Annotated in this window: 16 protein-coding genes; 3 read left to right on the top strand and 13 right to left on the bottom strand. The window is 67.8% G+C overall.

Annotated features, from left to right (window positions below):
- Positions 1 to 78: 78 nt before the first annotated feature.
- From ACU4E7_RS03300 to ACU4E7_RS03280, 5 genes are all read right to left on the bottom strand, one after another.
- On the bottom strand, positions 79 to 954 hold the full coding sequence (locus ACU4E7_RS03300) for a phosphoribulokinase (protein WP_447020638.1): 876 nt from the start codon (positions 952 to 954) through the stop codon (positions 79 to 81).
- Positions 955 to 972: 18 nt separating this feature from the next.
- The gene (locus ACU4E7_RS03295; protein WP_447020637.1) at positions 973 to 2,115 is read right to left on the bottom strand and encodes a class 1 fructose-bisphosphatase; all 1,143 of its coding nucleotides are present in this window, start codon (positions 2,113 to 2,115) and stop codon (positions 973 to 975) included.
- Positions 2,116 to 2,210: 95 nt separating this feature from the next.
- On the bottom strand, positions 2,211 to 3,161 hold the full coding sequence (gene cbbX, locus ACU4E7_RS03290) for a CbbX protein (protein ID WP_447020636.1): 951 nt from the start codon (positions 3,159 to 3,161) through the stop codon (positions 2,211 to 2,213).
- Positions 3,162 to 3,280: 119 nt separating this feature from the next.
- Positions 3,281 to 3,685: a ribulose bisphosphate carboxylase small subunit gene (locus ACU4E7_RS03285; RefSeq protein WP_238120474.1), complete on the bottom strand. Its 405-nt coding sequence runs from the start codon at positions 3,683 to 3,685 to the stop codon at positions 3,281 to 3,283.
- Between the two features lie 10 nt (positions 3,686 to 3,695).
- Complete coding sequence (locus tag ACU4E7_RS03280) at positions 3,696 to 5,162, bottom strand: form I ribulose bisphosphate carboxylase large subunit (RefSeq protein WP_238125011.1); 1,467 nt, start codon at positions 5,160 to 5,162, stop codon at positions 3,696 to 3,698.
- Positions 5,163 to 5,254: 92 nt separating this feature from the next.
- On the opposite strand from ACU4E7_RS03280, the gene ACU4E7_RS03275 reads away from it, so the two are divergent.
- Positions 5,255 to 6,199, top strand: coding sequence for a LysR family transcriptional regulator (locus ACU4E7_RS03275; RefSeq protein ID WP_447020635.1), 945 nt, complete (start codon positions 5,255 to 5,257; stop codon positions 6,197 to 6,199).
- Here ACU4E7_RS03275 and ACU4E7_RS03270 read toward each other — a convergent pair.
- The 7 genes from ACU4E7_RS03270 to ACU4E7_RS03240 form a co-directional block, all read right to left on the bottom strand.
- Entirely contained in the window at positions 6,180 to 7,004 is an 825-nt protein-coding gene (locus tag ACU4E7_RS03270) for a phosphodiesterase (protein WP_447020634.1), read from the bottom strand. The genes ACU4E7_RS03275 and ACU4E7_RS03270 overlap by 20 nt on opposite strands.
- An 18-nt stretch (positions 7,005 to 7,022) precedes the next feature.
- Entirely contained in the window at positions 7,023 to 8,066 is a 1,044-nt protein-coding gene (locus ACU4E7_RS03265) for an ABC transporter ATP-binding protein (protein WP_447020633.1), read from the bottom strand.
- Positions 8,063 to 8,929 carry an ABC transporter permease gene (locus tag ACU4E7_RS03260; RefSeq protein ID WP_447020632.1) on the bottom strand — a complete coding sequence of 289 codons (867 nt, stop codon included), beginning with the start codon at positions 8,927 to 8,929 and terminating at the stop codon, positions 8,063 to 8,065. Before ACU4E7_RS03260 ends, ACU4E7_RS03265 begins: the two co-directional genes overlap by 4 nt.
- 10 nt (positions 8,930 to 8,939) lie before the next feature.
- On the bottom strand, positions 8,940 to 9,758 hold the full coding sequence (locus tag ACU4E7_RS03255; RefSeq protein ID WP_447020631.1) for an ABC transporter permease: 819 nt from the start codon (positions 9,756 to 9,758) through the stop codon (positions 8,940 to 8,942).
- 81 nt (positions 9,759 to 9,839) lie between these two features.
- The gene (locus ACU4E7_RS03250; RefSeq protein WP_447020630.1) at positions 9,840 to 10,859 is read right to left on the bottom strand and encodes an ABC transporter substrate-binding protein; all 1,020 of its coding nucleotides are present in this window, start codon (positions 10,857 to 10,859) and stop codon (positions 9,840 to 9,842) included.
- An 8-nt stretch (positions 10,860 to 10,867) separates the two neighbouring features.
- Positions 10,868 to 11,965, bottom strand: a complete 1,098-nt coding sequence (locus ACU4E7_RS03245) for a LacI family DNA-binding transcriptional regulator (RefSeq protein WP_447020629.1) — start codon at positions 11,963 to 11,965, stop codon at positions 10,868 to 10,870.
- A 339-nt stretch (positions 11,966 to 12,304) separates the two neighbouring features.
- Complete coding sequence (locus ACU4E7_RS03240) at positions 12,305 to 13,090, bottom strand: Spy/CpxP family protein refolding chaperone (protein WP_447020628.1); 786 nt, start codon at positions 13,088 to 13,090, stop codon at positions 12,305 to 12,307.
- Between the two features lie 209 nt (positions 13,091 to 13,299).
- Here ACU4E7_RS03240 and ACU4E7_RS03235 point away from each other — a divergent pair, with 209 nt between their 5' ends.
- Entirely contained in the window at positions 13,300 to 14,022 is a 723-nt protein-coding gene (locus ACU4E7_RS03235) for a response regulator (RefSeq protein ID WP_238120484.1), read from the top strand.
- Positions 14,019 to 15,386: an ATP-binding protein gene (locus ACU4E7_RS03230; protein ID WP_447020627.1), complete on the top strand. Its 1,368-nt coding sequence runs from the start codon at positions 14,019 to 14,021 to the stop codon at positions 15,384 to 15,386. Before ACU4E7_RS03235 ends, ACU4E7_RS03230 begins: the two co-directional genes overlap by 4 nt.
- A gap of 130 nt (positions 15,387 to 15,516) precedes the next feature.
- On the opposite strand, the gene ACU4E7_RS03225 is transcribed toward ACU4E7_RS03230, so the two are convergent.
- Positions 15,517 to 16,398, bottom strand: a complete 882-nt coding sequence (locus ACU4E7_RS03225) for a 3-hydroxybutyryl-CoA dehydrogenase (RefSeq protein WP_238120486.1) — start codon at positions 16,396 to 16,398, stop codon at positions 15,517 to 15,519.
- Positions 16,399 to 16,435 lie beyond the last annotated feature (37 nt).

Genomic DNA, 16,435 nt, shown 5'->3' with positions numbered 1-16,435 from the left:
CCCAGGGCATCGGGGACATGCCGCCCTCCCCCGCAGCCTCCCGCGCGAGGAGGAGCTCGGGTTCAGCGTCGGTGCGGCTCACTCCGCTCGGCGCTTGCGGTCCATCAGCTTCATGATCAGCGGGGTGAGCAGGAGCTGCATCGCGAGATCCTGCTTATTGCCCGGGATGACGATGGAATTCGCCCGCGACATGAAGGAGTTGTGGATCATCGACAGGAGGTAGGGGAAGTCGATGCCATGGGGATCGCGGAAGCGGATGACCACCATGGATTCATCGGGCGTCGGGATCCAGCGGGCGACGAACGGGTTCGAGGTGTCCACCGTGGGCACCCGCTGGAAGTTGATGTCCGTCTCCGTGAACTGCGGGCAGATGTAGCGCACGTAATCGGGCATCCGGCGCAGGATGGTGTCGGTGACATCTTCCGTGGAATAGCCGCGGGTGGCCTTGTCGCGGTGGATCTTCTGGATCCACTCGAGATTGATCACCGGCACCACGCCTATCTTCAGGTCCGCATGGCGGGCGACATTCACCTCGTCGGTGACGGCGGCGCCGTGCAGGCCCTCGTAGAACAGCACATCGGTGCCGTCTTCCACCGGCTCCCAAGGTGTGAAGCGTCCCGGCTCGGTGCCGTAAAGGCGGGCTTCGTCCGCATCGTGCACATAATGGCGGAAGCGGCCGGAGCCGTTGGTGCCGTAGTCGCGGAAGAGCGTTTCCAGCTCGCCCAGAAGATTGGTCTGAGGCGAGAAATGGCTGAAATGGCGGTTGCCGTTGGTGGCCTCGGCCGCCATCAGCTCGCGCATTTCGAAGCGGTCGTAACGGTGAAAGGCATCGCCTTCCACATAGGCCGCCTTCACGCCCTCGCGGCGGAAGATCTGGTCGAAGGTGCGCTTGACCGAGGTGGTGCCGGCCCCCGACGAGCCGGTGACGACGATGATGGGATGCTTGATCGACATCTTATGGCTCCCGCCCGGTCAGATGAACAGGCCGCGCCGCGCGAACAGCGGCGAGCGGGCGCCGTGGCCGGCGGGTTCGTCGTGGTAGCGGCCCACCCGGGCCACCTCCTCGCGGGAGCCGAACACCAGGGGCACCCGCTGGTGCAGGGCGCTGGCGGTGCGGTCGAGAATGGCGCCGCGCCCGTCGGTGGCGGCACCGCCCGCCTGCTCCATCAGGAAGGCGATGGGGAATGCCTCATAGAGCAGCCGGAGCCGGCCCTGGGCGTAGCCCTTCCGGGTATCGCCGGGGTAGAGATAGATGCCGCCGCGCCGCAGGATGCGGTGGGCGTCGGCCACCATGGAGGCCACCCAGCGCATGTTGAAATCGCGCTCGCGCGGGCCCTTCCGGCCGGCCAGGCAATCATCCACATAGGCCCGGACCGGATCGTCCCAATGGTGGTAGTTGGACATGTTGATGGCGAATTCCGCCGTGCTCTCCTTCACCGCCACGTTGGCTTCGGCGAGGCGGAAGGTGCTGGCGCGGTCGAGGGCGAAATGCCAGGTGCCGGCGCCCACGCTCAGCAGCAGCGCCACGTGCGGCCCGTAGATCACATAGCCGCCGGCCAGTAGATCGCGTCCGCTCTGGAAGAAGGCGGCGGCATCGGCGCCGGTGGCGCCTTCGGGGCGGGGTAGCACGGCGAAGATGGTGCCCACCGACAGGTCGGTATCGATGTTGGAGGAGCCGTCGAGGGGGTCGATGGCGACCAAAAGCGGCGCGTCGGGGTTGAGCTCCACCGCCGCCTCGTTTTCCTCGGAGGCCACCGCCGCCACCGGCGCGGTCGCGAGCGCCGCAATGATGAGGTCGTTGGCGATGACGTCGAGGGCCTTCTGCCCCTCACCGGCCTCGCCGGAGGACAGAGTGGCGCCGAAATCGCCGCCGAGAGGACCCTCGGAGATCCGTGCCGCCAGCGCGATGGCGCCAGCCGCCAGCGCGGTCAGGGTGTCGCTCACGCTTCGGCGGCGGGTGTCGGCGCCGGCCCAGGCGTCGAGCACTTCGGCCAGAGGCGTGCCCAGCGGTGCCACGGGCGGTGCCGGGCGGGCGGCTTCTCCGGACGCGGCCGGCGGCGCGTGGGGATCGGTGATCAGAGCGGCGGCGGCCGGCTCCGGGATCGGCTCCAACATGACGTTCATCTCCCTGAGGGTCTTTGCCCTGCGGCCCGTTTGCGGGCCGTCTCACCTGTTCTTGTCCCCATGCGCCGTCGGGCGGCGCCAGAAAATCAAACGGCCGGTCCCGGCTGGGGAGCGTCGATGCCGCCGGAAAACACCCGGCTCGCCCGCACGTCCCCTTCGGTGAGGGTTTCAAGCGCATCACGGTCGGTGAGCCCGCCCTGGTCGAACAGCCGGAGCGACTGGCGCAGGCGCATGCGATCGAAGGCGTTGCGGATGGAGCGGGCGTTGGCGAAATTGGGTTGGGCCCGGCGCGCCGTCACATAATCGGCGAGCGCCTGCTCGGCCTCGGCGTTGAAGCGGTAGTCGGCCGCCTCGGCCATGGTCTTGGCGATGGCCACCAGTTCGTCGTCCTCATAATCGGGGAAGTCGATGTGGTGGGCGATGCGGGAGCGGAAGCCGGGATTGCTCTCGAAGAAGCGGTCCATGCGGTCCTTGTAGCCGGCCAGGATCACCACCAGATCGTCGCGCTGGTTCTCCATCACCTGCAGCAGGATCTCGATCGCCTCCTGCCCGTAGTCCCGCTCGTTCTCCGGGCGGTACAGGTAGTAAGCCTCGTCGATGAAGAGGACGCCGCCCATGGCTTTCTTCAAGATCTCTTTGGTTTTGGGTGCCGTGTGGCCGATATACTGGCCCACAAGGTCGTCCCGCGTCACCGAGACAAGATGACCCCGGCGCACATAGCCCAGCCGGTGGAGAATCTGCGCCATCTTGAGCGCCACCGTGGTCTTGCCCGTGCCGGGATTGCCGGTGAAGGCCATGTGCAGGGTGGGGGCGCCGGCATTGAGGCCGAGGCTTTCGCGGGCGCGGCCGATGACCAGGTGGGCGGCGATCTCGCGAATGCGCCGCTTCACCGGCTTCAGGCCGATCAGGTCGGCTTCGAGATCGGCCAGGAATTCAGGAACCTCGCTCTCGGTGAAGAGAGCACCGAGGTCGAGCTTGCCGTCGGCGTCCCGCGCCGGCAACGCGGCGGACGGTGCGGAGAGGGTTGCGTCAAGCATCGCTCGATCCTCGGCTAAGTTGCGCGGTGGGAACAGCCGCGCTGGTGACACGATGGAAGAAACCTGAAAGGGGCCCCCGGCGGGGGCCGTCGTCGCGCCGGGGGCCGTGCGTGCCGCGGTCAGCGCGCCTCGAACTGGGCGCGATGGCGCATCGCATAGCGCTGGGTGCGGCCGGGCCCTTCGGTGCGATCGAGCCGGAAGCCGTCTTCCTTGGCCGGCCGCTGCACCAGGAAGGACAGGCGCACCGTCTCCCAGCCGCGGGTGGAGTCGAAGGCATTCACCCGCACATATTGGTTCGGGAAGGTGGCGCGGCAGGCGTTGATCTCGCCGAACACGCCGGCGGCATCCTTGAGATCGAACATGGGCAGGCCCCACATCTCCCAGTAATTGTTCCGGGGATGGGGATCGTCCGTGTATTCCACCGAGACCGCCCAGCCCTGTTCCAGGCAATACTGGACCTGAGCCTTGATCTGCGTGTCGGTGAGGTCGGGAAGGAAGGAAAAGGTTCCTTGAGTGATACGCATGGCAGTGTCCTCAGGCGACAGACGCGGTGGGCACGAAATCAGACGTGTCGGTGGAGGCGTAGTTGAAGGTCACCTCGCCCCAGGTATCGAGCGCGGCCTTGAGGGGCGCGCAGGTCTTGGCGGCGGTGATGAGGATTTCCGCCCCCTCGTTCCGGATGTCGCGCCCCTCGTTGCGGGCGAGGATCATGGCTTCGAGGGCGACCCGGTTGGCGGTGGCGCCGGCCTGGATGCCATCGGGATGGCCGATGGTGCCGCCGCCGAACTGCAACACCACATCCTCCCCGAACAGGTCGATGAGCTGGTGCATCTGGCCGGCATGGATGCCGCCGGAGGCCACCGGCATCACCTTGCGCAGGCCGGCCCAATCCTGATCGAAATAGAGGCCGCGGGTGTAGTCGGTCTGCGTCACCATCTCACGGCAGACGTTGTAATAGCCCTGCACGGTCATGGGGTCGCCTTCCAGCTTGCCCACGGCGGTGCCCGCATGCAGGTGATCGACACCGGCGAGGCGCAGCCACTTGGCGATGACGCGGAACGACACGCCATGGTTCTTCTGCCGCGTGTAGGTGCCATGTCCCGCCCGGTGCATGTGCAGGATCATGTCGTTCTCGCGGCACCAGTTGGAGATGGACTGAATGGCGGTCCAGCCGACGATCAGATCCACCATCACCACCACGGAGCCGAGCTCCTTGGCGAAGTCGGCGCGGCGGTACATCTCCTCCATGGTGCCGGCGGTGATGTTGAGGTAGTGGCCCTTCACCTCGCCGGTCTCAGCCTGCGCTTTGTTCACCGCTTCCATGCAGTAGAGGAAGCGGTCGCGCCAGTGCATGAAGGGCTGCGAGTTGATGTTTTCATCGTCCTTCACGAAATCGAGGCCGCCCTTCAGGGCTTCATAGACCACGCGGCCGTAATTCTTACCGGAAAGACCCAACTTCGGCTTGGTGGTGGCGCCCAGCAGAGGGCGCCCGAACTTGTCGAGGCGCTCACGTTCCACCACGATGCCGGTGGGCGGGCCGCGGAAGGTCTTCACATAAGCGACGGGAAGACGCATGTCCTCCAGCCGCGCCGCCTTCAGTGGCTTGAAGGAGAAGACGTTGCCGATGATGGAGGCGGTGAGGTTGGCGATGGAGCCTTCCTCGAACAGGTCGAGATCATAGGCGACCCAGCAGAAATACTGCCCCGGCTGGCCCGGCACCGGCTCCACCTTGTAGGCCTTGGCGCGGTAGACGTCGGCGGCGGTGAGGCGGTCGGTCCACACCACGGTCCAGGTGGCGGTGGAGCTTTCACCGGCCACCGCGGCGGCGGCCTCCACCGGGTCCACACCCTCCTGCGGGGTGATGCGGAACAGGGCCAGGACATCGGTGTCCTTGGGCTGGTAGTCCCCATCCCAATAGCCCATCTGGGCATATTTCAGCACGCCGGCGGCGTACCTTTTCTTCGCATCCTTGATCTGCCCGATGGCGGCGTCGGCACCCATGGCGACCTCCTCTTTTGTTGAACGAAAGTTGCATCGGGCCGCGCATTCGGTAAATTTGAATGATCTGAATATCGAATTCAGGCAATCTGAATATGGCACTGCACTGGAGCTTGAAGCAGCTGCGTCTGGTGGCCCTGGCCGCGGCTTCCGGCTCCTATGCCAAAGCCGCGCAGGAGCTGAATTTGAGCCCGCCGGCGGTGACCGCTCAGATGAAGGCGCTGGAGGAAGAACTGGGCATGCCCGTGTTCGAGCGGGTGGCCGGCGCGCTGCGACCGACCGCCGCGGGAAGGGAGCTGATTGCTGCGGCGCAGCGTGTCTCCCAGGCGCTTGGCGAGGCGGAGCGGGCCATCCTCGCGCTGAAGAGCCCCGATGCCGGCGCGGTGGTGGTGGGAGTGGTCTCCACCGCCAAATATTTCGCGCCCATGGCGCTCGCCGCCTTTCGCAAGCGCCATCCAGCCATCGAGCTGAAACTGGTTATCGGCAATCGGGCGGACATCATCGCCGGCCTCGCCAATCTCGATGTGGATCTGGCGGTGATGGGCCGCCCGCCGCTGGATCTTGATGCCGAGATGGAGGTGATCGGCGATCACCCCCATGTGGTCATCGCTCCGCCGGAGCACCGGCTGGCCCGGCGGCGGCGCCTCACCCCGCACGATCTGGCGCGCGAGGCGTTCCTGATGCGCGAGGAGGGATCGGGCACGCGCATGCTGATGGAGAAAGTGTTCGCCGAAGCTGGCGCCCCGCCGCCCCCCATCGCCATGGAGATCGGCTCCAACGAGACCATCAAGCAGGCGGCGATGGCGGGGCTCGGCCTGTCCTTCATCTCCGCCCACACGGTGGCGGCGGAGGTGGCGGACGGCCGCCTCACCATCCTCGAGGTCCGCGGCCTGCCGGTGATGCGCCAGTGGTTGGTGGTGCGGGCGCGGGGCAAGCGCCTCTTGCCCGCCGGCCAGGCCCTGCAGGCCTTCCTGGCGCGGGAGGGGGGCAGCTATCTGCCGCGGATGTCCGGGCCGAAGGTCAGCGCGCCGAGCCGATGATGCGTCCGTCGGGCCCGAAGAAGGGGTAGGGCCCGGGGAAATCGCCGATGAAGCTGCGGTGGGTCACCAACTGCCCGTCGGCGAAGCGATGCAGGGCGAGGCTCGGCGGCTCCATATGGAAGGTGGGCGGGGCTTGCGGATCGAGGGCGAGGCTCACCGAATGGGCCGGCGCCGGGGCGATGGTGGCGGCGATGCCGGCGAAGGTGGTGGTCACCGTGCGGTGCACGTGGCCGCAGGTATAGCCCAGCACCTGGGGATGCCGGCGGATCACCGCCGCCAGATCCGCCGCGTCGAACAGGTTCTGCACGTCCATATGGCGGATGCCGGTGAGGAAGGGCGGATGGTGGGCGCAGATGAAGGTGGGCCGCGCCGGCGCAGCCGCAAGGGTGCCCTCAAGGAAGGCGAGGCCGGTGGCGCCGATCTCCCCATAGGGCCGGCCCGGCACGCTGGAATCCAGCATCACCAGGCGCAGGGCAAACTCATCCACCACATAGTGCGCCTTGCCGGCCGTGGCGCGGCGGGCCACCTCCGGAAACGCGGCCAGCACGCCCTGCGTGCTGTCGTGATTGCCGGGCACCGGGAAGATCGGCATGGGCAGCGGCGCGAGGATCTGCTGGAAGCGGGCGTATTCCTCGGTCTTGTCGAAATCCGTGAGGTCGCCGGTGACGATCACCGCGTCGGGGCGCGGCGTCAGTGTCAGGATGTGGCGGACCGCCGCTTCGAGGAAGACGGCGGTGTCCACCACGTCATAGGCGAGGGTTCCGGGCAGGCGGATGTGGGTGTCGGTGAGCTGGGCGATGAGCATGGGCGGTGTCGGCAACCATCACACGAGGGACAGGCGAGACGGATCGAGCCGCAGCCCCATGGCCGCGCCGGCGGCGACGAGCTGCTCGGCGGGGGCTTCCACCACCACCCGCGTCCCGTCGGCCCCGGCCAGCACCACGCGCTGCCGCGCCCCCTGAAACTGCACCTGTTCCACCTGGAAGACGAGCCCCGTTTCTTCCGGCGCGCACAGGCTGGCCGCCTCCGGGCGGAACAGCAGGGTGGCTTCCGCCTTGTCCGCCCCCGCAAACGGCAGGCTGCCGGCGGCGCTGGCGAAATGGCCGGCCTTGAGGCTTCCGGCGAGGCGATTGGTGGTGCCCACGAAGGTGGCGACGAAATCGTTCTGCGGCTGGAAATAGACCTCGCGCGGCGTGCCCACCTGTGCGATGGCGCCCTGGCGCATGACGACGATGCGGTCGCCCAGCGCCAGCGCTTCGGCCTGGTCATGGGTGACATAGATGGCGGTGATGGCGAGCCGGCGCAGCAGGGAATCGATCTCGGCCCGCAGATGCTCGCGCAAGGCGGCGTCGAGGGCGGTGAGGGGCTCGTCCAGCAGGATCACCCGCGGCCGCACGGCGAGCGCCCGGGCCAGCGCCACCCGCTGGCGCTGGCCGCCGGAAAGCTGGGTGATGCGCCGCTCCGCCAGGGTGTCGATGCGCATCATCTCCAGCACCGCGTGGGCCTGGCGCAGCCGCTCGGCCTTGGCGACGCCGCGTACCCGAAGGCCATAGGCGACATTGTCGATGACGCTCATGTTGGGGAACAGGGCATAGGACTGGAACACCATGCCCACGTTGCGCTTCTCGATGGGCAGGGTGGTCACGTCCGCGCCGTCGAAGGCGATGTGGCCGCCGGCGTCCGGGCTCTCCAGCCCGGCGATGATGCGCAAAAGCGTGGTCTTGCCGCAGCCCGAGGGGCCGAGCAGCACCAGGGTTTCCCCGGCCGGAATGGAGAGGTCGAGGGGCTCCAGCGCCCGGGTGCCGTCGGCAAAGGTCTTGCCGCAGCCGGAAAGGGTGATGGCGGCGCCGGTGGCGGTTAAGGTCATGGCTGTTCTCCGGCGATCAGCGGCGGGCCCCTGTCGGCCTTTGTGGGGGGCTGGGCGCGGGTCTTGAGGGGGCGTTCGAGGCCGAACATCTGGATCGCCACCAGCAGCGGCACGATCATCACGAAGAACACCAGCGTGTAGGCGCTGGCGATCTCCAGCCGCATGGAGGCGTAGCTGTCGGCAAGGCCCACCGGCAGGGTCTTGGTGAGGGGGGTATGCAGCATCCAGGTGAGGTTGAACTCACCGATGGAGAGGGTCACCACCATCAGCGCCCCGGCGAGGATGCCGCCCTTGGCGTTGGGCACCACCACATGGAAGAACCGCTGCAGCGGTGAGGCGCCGAGCGAGGCCGCCCCTTCCTCCAGGGTGCGCACATCCACGGCGGCAAGCACCGCCATCACCGAGCGCAGCATGAAGGGCAAAGTGTAGAGCACGTGCCCCACCAGGATAAACAGGGGGCTCATGCGGAATTCGCGAAAGCCGCCATAGGCGATGATGAGGGCGAGGGCGAGGGCAAGGCCGGGAATGGCCACCGGCAGCGTCACCACCTCTTCCACCAGCCGCGCCATGCGGCCCGGCTTGCGCACCAACGCCCAGGCCGCCGGCACCCCCAGCACCAGGGTGACGGCGAGGGTGCCGAGGGCCAGTGCGATGGAGAAGCCGATGGTGTCCGAATAGAGCTTCAGCACCTCCTTCACCCAGTCGAGGGTCAGGCCGGAGCTGGGGCCGCGGAAGTAATTGGCGGTGAAGCCGGCGAGGATGGAGGCGCCGGCGGGCACCAGCAGGAAGGCGGCGACCGCAAGGGTCACCAGGAGCTGCAAAGCGAAAGTCAGGCGATGGGGGCTCATGGAACGTGGGCTCATGGAACGCTCCTCAACCCGCCGCCGCGACGCCGGAGCCCGAGAGGCTGCGGGTGAGCGCCAGCACGCCCCAGGTGATCAGCCCCAGCGCCAGGGACAGGGCGCTGGCGGTGGCGAAATTGGCGTTGAGGGTGAACTCCGTATAGATGGTCATGGCCAGCACATCGATGCGGGTGGCGAGGGTGAAGGCGGTGCCGAACGCCCCCACCGCGGTGGCGAAGGCGATGGCGCCGGAGGCGATCAGCGCCGGGGCGATGCCCGGCAGGGTCACGTCCCGCATCACGTGCAAACGGCTGGCGCCCAGCGAGCGGGCGGCCTCCTCCAGGTTCGGGTCCAGCTTGTCCACCGCCGCCATCAGGGTCACCAGAACCCGCGGCAGCGAGAAATAGACATAGCCCGCGAACAGCCCGCCCATGGAATAAGCGAACACCCACTTGCCCAGCCCCAGCGCCTGGGTGGCGTTGCCAAGCAGTCCCTGGCGCCCGGCGAGGAGGATGATCATGAAGCCCACCACCACGCCGGGGAAGGCGAGGGGCAAGGTGAGCAGGGACACCAGCAGCGCCCGGCCGGGAAAGCTGTTGCGGGCGAGGAACAGGGCCACCACCGTGCCGATGGCGAGGGTGGCGAAGGTGACCGCCGCTGACAGCAGCAGGGTCGAGATCAGCGTCTGCAGATGCCGCGGGTTGGTGAGGATGGCGAGATATTCCGTGGCGCCGTTGGGTCCGCCACCCGCCACCGCGACGAGCCGCACCAGCGGCAGCACGAAGAAGGCGGCCACGAACAGGAACAAGGGCAGCAGGAACAGGCGGGCGAGACGGTCGGCGCTGGTCATGGGCGCGGCTTCACGGCTGGGGGCGGGGGAGGAGCCCCACCCTGAGGGGGTGGGGCGTGAGTGGCGAGGCGCGCGAGGCGCTCACTTCACCTCGTTCAGATAGGCTTCGGCAAAGCCCTTCTGGGCGGCTTCCATCTTGGCATAGTCCACCGGCTTGGCGCGGGTGTAATCGGCCGCCGGCAGGAAGCGCTCGGAGATCTCCTTGGGCAGTTCCACCGCCCGGGCAGGGCGCAGATAGGCCTGGGCCCACATGGCCTGGCCCTTGTCGGAGAGCACATAGTCGAGGATCTTCCTGGCGGCTTCCGGGTGCGGGGCACCCTTCACCATGCTCATCACATAGGGCACCACCACCGTGCCTTCGCAGGGGATGACGAAGGCGAAGTCGCCCTTCTCGTTATATTTGGCCCGGTAGGCATTGAAGTCGTAATCCAAGAGGATCGGGATTTCGCCGGAGACGACGCGGGCATAGGAGGTTTGCTTAGGCACGATGGGGTCATTGGCCTGCAGCTTCTTGAAGTAGTCGACGCCCGGCTTGAAATTGTCGAGGCTGCCGCCCATTGCATTGTTCACCGCCACGGCGCCCACATAGCCCACGAAAGCGCTGGTGGGGTCGAGATAGCCCACCATGCCCTTGTATTCGGGCTTCTGCAGGTCGGCCCAGCAGGCCGGCACCGGCGCGCCGCCGAGGGCCTCCTTGTTCACGAAGAAGCCGAGGGTGCCGGAATGGATGGTGAACCAGTTGCCATCCTTGTCCTTGAGGCCTTCGGGGATCTCCTCGAAGCCCTTGGGCTTGTAGGGCTGGGTGACGCCGGCATCCTTGGCCTTGATGCCGAAGGTGACGCCCAGATAGGCCACATCGGCCACCGGGCTCGCCTTTTCCGCCAGGATCTGGGTGAGGGATTGGCCGGAATTCTTGTTGTCCTGCGGCACGTCGATGCCGGTATCGGCCTTGATGGCCTTCAGCATGGCGCCCCAATTGGCCCATTCGGGCGGGCAATTGTAGCAGATGGCATCGGCGGCCGAGGCGGCGGGCGCCGCAAGCGCCGTGAGGCCGCAGCCGAGCGCGCCCGCCAGGAGCGCGCGTGAGATCAGGCGAAGCATGGTGAACCTCAATCGCTGGTCGGTGATGATGAGGGAGGAACGGTCTGGTACGCGGCACATGGCGGATGCTGCTCGCGGGCTTCCGCCGTCCCGCCCGGTGCAGAGGCGAGCGTGCCTCCCGGGCGAATGGTGTAGTCGAGGTGCTCGATGCTGGGCGGCGCGCCCTGCTCGATCATCTCGAAGAGCTTTTCCACGGCCCGCTCGCCCATGCGCCGGTTGGGCGTGGCGATGGTGGCGAGCGCCGGGGTGATCAGGCTGCCGAGGCTGATGCCGTCGAACCCTGCCACCGAGACGTCGCCGGGCACCTCCAGGCCGAGCTTGCGCAGGGCACCGGCCACCGAGATGGCCAGGAGATCGTTGGAGCACAAGGCGGCGGTGGGGTGGTGCCGGTCGCGGAACAGGGCGGCGAGCGCACGGGCGTGGCCTTCGGCATCGCCGAGGTAATCCAGCTCCACCGCCGGCTCGGGCGGCAGCCCCGCCCGTTCCATGGCGGTGACGTAGCCCAGATAGCGCCGGCGTGACCGGTCGGAGCTGGCGAAGCGCCCGCCGAGATAGACGATGCGCCGATGGCCATCGGCAATCATCGCCTCCGTGAGGGCGCGGGTGGCGCCGGCGTTGTCCACGCACACAGCAGCCCGGTCCGGCCGGGTGGGCTCGTTATAGACCAGCACGTAGGGGATGCCTTCCGCCTCCAAGAGGTCGAGGGAGGGATTGCTGTCGGCATTCGTCACCGTCAGCACCAGCCCGGCCACATTCTGCGCCACCAGGGTTTCCACCATCTCCGGCTCGCGGGTGGGGTCATAGTCGGTGGTGGTGAGCAGCAGGGTATGCCGGCGCTGCCGCGCGCCATCCTCCATGCCCGACACCGAAAGGGCGAACACCGGGTTGGTGAGGCTGGGGATGACCACGCCCAGGGTGCGGGTGCGCAGGGTCTTCAGCGAGCGGCCGATCTCGCTGGGGCGGAAGCCCAGTTCCTGCACCGCGGCGCGCACCCGGGCTTCCACCTCCGGGCTGGTGCGGGCCGAGCCGTTAATGACGCGGCTGACGGTGGCGATGGAACAGCCCGCCCGCTCGGCGACAGTGCGTATGGTGACGACCCGGGCCACGGCACTCTCCGCATCCAGTCCCTGTTTCCGGTTTCAACCGTGACCGTCATGCCAGCGCCGACGGGCGGACATCGCTTCGCGTGGGTCGTGCCCTCGGGTCGATGTCCTGAAACCGTTTTCAGGGTGTATAGGCAGATGATGCTACAACCGTATGACGGCCGCGTCTTCTTGCAGCGCGAAGAGGGTGGGCCGCGCCGGCCATGAACCTTCGGGTCATGACCCCCATAAAGAAACAGCGGGTGCGTCGAAACGCACCCGCTGTGGGGAAGGGACGATCAGGGCGGCGAGAATCCCTTCCTTTCCGAAGCCTCCGGCTGATGTGCTCAGGCGGAGGCGAACTCAGGGCTGGCCCAGTCCGTCGGGCCCGGGGCCATCCATCTCGGGCCCGGTCATGTCGGGTCCCTCCATGCCGGGTCCCGGCATATCCGGCCCGTTGGGGCCGCCAAGCGGAGCGGGCGGCGCCGGGCGCCGCGGCGGCATGAGGGCTGGACCCAGCTGGGCCACCCGCTCGAGCTGGGCGGGGGTCAGCTTGGCCTTGAGGGCGGCGGTTGCCTTAGCCAGCTGCTCGCCGGCTTTGCCGCGCTCCTGCAGGCGGCTCGCCATCGCCTCGATGCCGCTGAACGGCGCCGGAGCGTCCGCCTCGGCGGTATCGGCGGTATCGGATCGAGCCGGACGAGCGGGCCGGCGGGCCGGCCGGGGCGGCGTGGCCGTGGCCTGCAGGGCATCGGTGAAGTCCCGCCAGACATCAAGCTGGTCGACGCGAATGCCGATGGCCGTTTCGGCCGCGGCGAGACGACCTGCCAAAGCGAGTGGGCCGGGCGGCGGCGGGCCTGGCGGTCCCATGCGGCGCCCGCCGGGCTGGCCGGGTCGGACGGGGCCCGGAGCGGCCGCGAAGGGCGGCTGCGGGTGGGGGCCAGCCGAAGCCAGCTGCGGACCCGCGAGCGGCTGTCCAGGCGGACGATCCAGCGCGGCGACCTGCGTGCGGGCCATCACGCTTTCGCTGGCGATCTGCGGCAACCGATCCTGGGTCTTGCCGGAGCTGTTCTGGGCTGCCGCCACGCCGACCAGGGCGACGCTCGTCACCACGCTCGATAACAGCAGAATCCGAACACTTTGGCGCACCATCTTTACCGCCTCCGTGACGTTTGCGATGGCCGGACAGTGCCCCGTTCCTGTTGCTGGTGAAGGTCCGCAGGTTTCCCAACGTATTCCCGGAGGGCCAAAATGTATCTGAATGTTGCATCCGGCGGCCGAGCAACGGATCGTTGCACGCCGCCATGCGGGGACACGGGCAAAGACGGATAAGGACAATGAAGGACAGGAGGCCAAAGCCCGTGGAGAGTGGCGCCCATATTCTCGTCGTCGATGACGACCAGGAGATCCGCAAGCTTCTGAGCCGCTATCTGGTGGGCCAGGGATTCCGCGTCTCCACTGCCGGAGATGGCAAGGAGATGGGGGAGAAGCTGGCCACCCAGCGTATCGACTTCGTGGTGCTCGATCTGATGCTTCCCGACGTGTCCGGTCTCGATCTGTGTCGCGACCTGCGGGCCACTTCCAACGTGCCGGTGATTCTGCTGACGGCGCTGAAGGAGGATGTGGACCGCATCATCGGGTTGGAGATCGGCGCCGACGATTATCTCGGCAAGCCCTTCAACCCGCGCGAGCTGGTGGCGCGCATCCGCGCCGTGCTGCGGCGCACCGCGCCCAGCGAGGCGCAGGCGGAGACGCCGCGCGCCTTCCATTTCGCCGGTTTCCGCGCCGAGCCGGACCTGCGCCGGGTCACCGCCGAGGACGGCACGGAGGTGGCGCTCACCGGCGCCGAGTTCGATCTTCTGATGGCCTTTCTGGAGCGGCCGGGGCGTATCCTCTCGCGCGAGCAATTGCTGGATATCACCAAGGGCCGCGAGGCCGGGCCCTTCGACCGCTCGGTGGACGTGCTGGTCAGCCGGCTGCGCCGTAAGCTCGGCGACCAGGGTGCCTATCAGATCCTCAAGACCCTGCGCAACGGCGGCTACCAGCTGGCTGTGCGGGTCGAGATCGAGGATGCCACCGCATGAAGTCCCTGCCGATCAAGGCATTGCCGATGAAAAGCCTGCGCGCGCAAGTGACGGCGCTGATGGTGGTGGCCATGGTGCTGGTGGTGGCGTTTGCCAACGTCGCCTCCTTCTTCATCACCGCGCCGTCGGGCCCGCCGCCCAATATGGCGGAGGAGACCGCAGGCCAGCTGGCCTTTCTCGCCGACCTCGCCGCCAAAGCTCCGGACGCGCTGCCCGGGATTGGGCGGACCGGGGTGGGCCTAAGCTCCGAGCCGCCGGCGGGGGGGGTGCTGGACTTCCCGTCTCAGGATCTCGCGCGGGCGTTGCAACGCTTTGGAAAGACAGGGGCGGTGCGGGTTGTCGCGCCCGCCGATGGCGGTCCGCCTCTGGCGGCGCTGCAGTTGCCCGACGGCCGCTGGCTGGTCACCAATGATCGCCTGTTCGGCCTGCCGTTGCCGCCGGGGCCCGGGGGGCATCCCAGCTGGACCTTGAATCTCGCCACCTGGCTGGTGCTGATGGTGGCGGGCATCACCGTGGTGGTGCTGCTGGTGATGCGGCGGTTGATGAAGCCCTTGTCGCTGATCGAGGAAGCGGCGGCGCAGATCGGGCCCAATGGCGAGCCACCGGTGTTGCCGGAGGAGGGGCCGGCTGAGGTGCGGGCGGCGGCTGCCGCCATCAATCGCCTGTCTGCCCGGCTCAAGGGGGCCATGGACAGCCGGATGCGGATCGTCGCCGGGGCCGCCCATGATCTGCGGACTCCCTTGACCCGTATGCGTTTGCGGGCGGAATTCATCGCCGATGACGAGGAGCGGGGACAGTGGTTGTCCGATCTCGCCGAGCTCGACCGCATCGCCGACAGCGCCATCCGGCTGGTGCGGGAGGAGGTGGAGGCCGGTCCCGGCGCGCCGGTCTGGCTCGACCGGCTGGTGGCGGAGGTGGTGACGGAAACCGTCGAAAGCGGTCGCAAGGCCTTGTTATTGAAGGCGGAGCCGGTTCTCGTCCTGGCTCGGCCCCTGTCTCTGAAACGGGCGCTGCGCAACCTCATCGTCAATGCCGCCACCCATGGTGGGGGCGCCCGTGTGGCGTTGTGGCGGGATGCCGGGGGGCAGGGGGAGGCGCGGGCGGTTCTCAGCATCGAGGACGATGGGCCGGGCATCCCTGAAGCCTTGATGGGACAGGTATTTGAGCCCTTTTTCCGGGTCGATCCGGCGCGCCAGGCGAAGATCCCCGGGGCCGGGCTGGGGCTGGCCATCGCCAATGAGATCATCGGCCGCCATGGAGGGCGCCTGACCCTGGTGAACCGCCCCGGTGGGGGGCTGGTGCAGCGGGTGGAGTTGCCGGCCACCGCCGCCAGCGCGCCCGAGGAGGCGCTCTGCGAGGGCTGACTCCTCGGCCGTGGAGGCGAGCGAGGCGGCCGCCGAAGGCCCCATCCTCGCCTTCAGACGAACAAAAGCCCGGCTGAGCCGGGCTTTTGCAGGGAGGATCTTAAAATGGTATCGCGGTGCGCTCGCCCGATCAGCGGGTGGGCACCGGCTTTTCGCCGCGATAATCGTAGAAGCCGCGATGGGTCTTCCGGCCGAGCCAGCCGGCTTCCACATATTTCACCAGCAGCGGGCAGGGGCGATATTTGGAATCGGCCAGCCCCTCGTGCAGCACCTGCATGATGGCGAGGCAGGTGTCGAGGCCGATGAAGTCGGCGAGCTGCAGCGGACCCATGGGATGGTTGGCGCCGAGCCGCATGGCCTTGTCGATGGCGTCCACCGAGCCGACACCCTCGTACAGGGTGTAGATGGCCTCGTTGATCATCGGCAGCAGGATGCGGTTGACGATGAAGGCCGGGAAGTCCTCGGCCACCGCATAGGTCTTGCCCAGGCTGGAGACGAAGGTCTTGGCCAGGTCGAAAGTGGCGTCGTCGGTGGCGATGCCGCGCACCAGCTCCACCAGCTCCATGAGCGGCACCGGGTTCATGAAGTGAACGCCGATGAAGTGCTCCGGCCGGTCGGTGACGGCGGCAAGGCGGGTGATGGAGATGGAGGAGGTGTTGGAGGCCAGCAGCGCATCCGGCCGCAGCACCGGGCACAGGCCGATGAAGATCTTGCGCTTCACCTCTTCCCGCTCGGTGGCCGATTCGATCACCAGGTCGCAGGGGGCGAGATCCTCGGTGGCGTTGGCCACCTGGATACGGGCGAGGGCGGCCTGGCGGGCCTCCTCGGTGACATGGCCCTTGGAGACCTGGCGGGCCATGTTGCCGTTGATGGTGGCGATGCCGGCGCGGATCCGCTCGGGATCCAAATCGTTGAGGTACACGTCATAGCCCGCCAGGGCGCAGACGTGGGCGATGCCGTTGCCCATCTGGCCGGCGCCGATAACCCCGACCTTCTTGATCTCGACCGGCATGATTCTCTCATTTTGCCTTGGGGCCGGGGGACGGCGC

This window comes from Xanthobacter sp. ZOL 2024 (assembly GCF_052932325.1).
This window is presented reverse-complemented; position numbering and strand designations above follow the sequence as displayed.

Excerpts from the sequence above, each read along its gene's own strand:
- ACU4E7_RS03275 (WP_447020635.1), top strand. The coding sequence starts at position 5,255 with ATGGCACTGCACTGGAGCTTGAAGCAGCTGCGTCTGGTGGCCCTGGCC.
- ACU4E7_RS03240 (WP_447020628.1), bottom strand. The coding sequence starts at position 13,090 with ATGGTGCGCCAAAGTGTTCGGATTCTGCTGTTATCGAGCGTGGTGACG.
- ACU4E7_RS03295 (WP_447020637.1), bottom strand. The coding sequence starts at position 2,115 with ATGTTGGAGCCGATCCCGGAGCCGGCCGCCGCCGCTCTGATCACCGAT.
- ACU4E7_RS03260 (WP_447020632.1), bottom strand. The coding sequence starts at position 8,929 with ATGAGCCCACGTTCCATGAGCCCCCATCGCCTGACTTTCGCTTTGCAG.
- cbbX (WP_447020636.1), bottom strand. The coding sequence starts at position 3,161 with ATGCTTGACGCAACCCTCTCCGCACCGTCCGCCGCGTTGCCGGCGCGG.
- ACU4E7_RS03225 (WP_238120486.1), bottom strand. The coding sequence starts at position 16,398 with ATGCCGGTCGAGATCAAGAAGGTCGGGGTTATCGGCGCCGGCCAGATG.
- ACU4E7_RS03300 (WP_447020638.1), bottom strand. The coding sequence starts at position 954 with ATGTCGATCAAGCATCCCATCATCGTCGTCACCGGCTCGTCGGGGGCC.
- ACU4E7_RS03280 (WP_238125011.1), bottom strand. The coding sequence starts at position 5,162 with ATGGGTGCCGACGCCGCCATCGGGCAGATCAAGGATGCGAAGAAAAGG.
- ACU4E7_RS03255 (WP_447020631.1), bottom strand. The coding sequence starts at position 9,758 with ATGACCAGCGCCGACCGTCTCGCCCGCCTGTTCCTGCTGCCCTTGTTC.
- ACU4E7_RS03265 (WP_447020633.1), bottom strand. The coding sequence starts at position 8,066 with ATGACCTTAACCGCCACCGGCGCCGCCATCACCCTTTCCGGCTGCGGC.
- ACU4E7_RS03270 (WP_447020634.1), bottom strand. The coding sequence starts at position 7,004 with ATGCTCATCGCCCAGCTCACCGACACCCACATCCGCCTGCCCGGAACC.
- ACU4E7_RS03230 (WP_447020627.1), top strand. The coding sequence starts at position 14,019 with ATGAAGTCCCTGCCGATCAAGGCATTGCCGATGAAAAGCCTGCGCGCG.
- ACU4E7_RS03285 (WP_238120474.1), bottom strand. The coding sequence starts at position 3,685 with ATGCGTATCACTCAAGGAACCTTTTCCTTCCTTCCCGACCTCACCGAC.
- ACU4E7_RS03250 (WP_447020630.1), bottom strand. The coding sequence starts at position 10,859 with ATGCTTCGCCTGATCTCACGCGCGCTCCTGGCGGGCGCGCTCGGCTGC.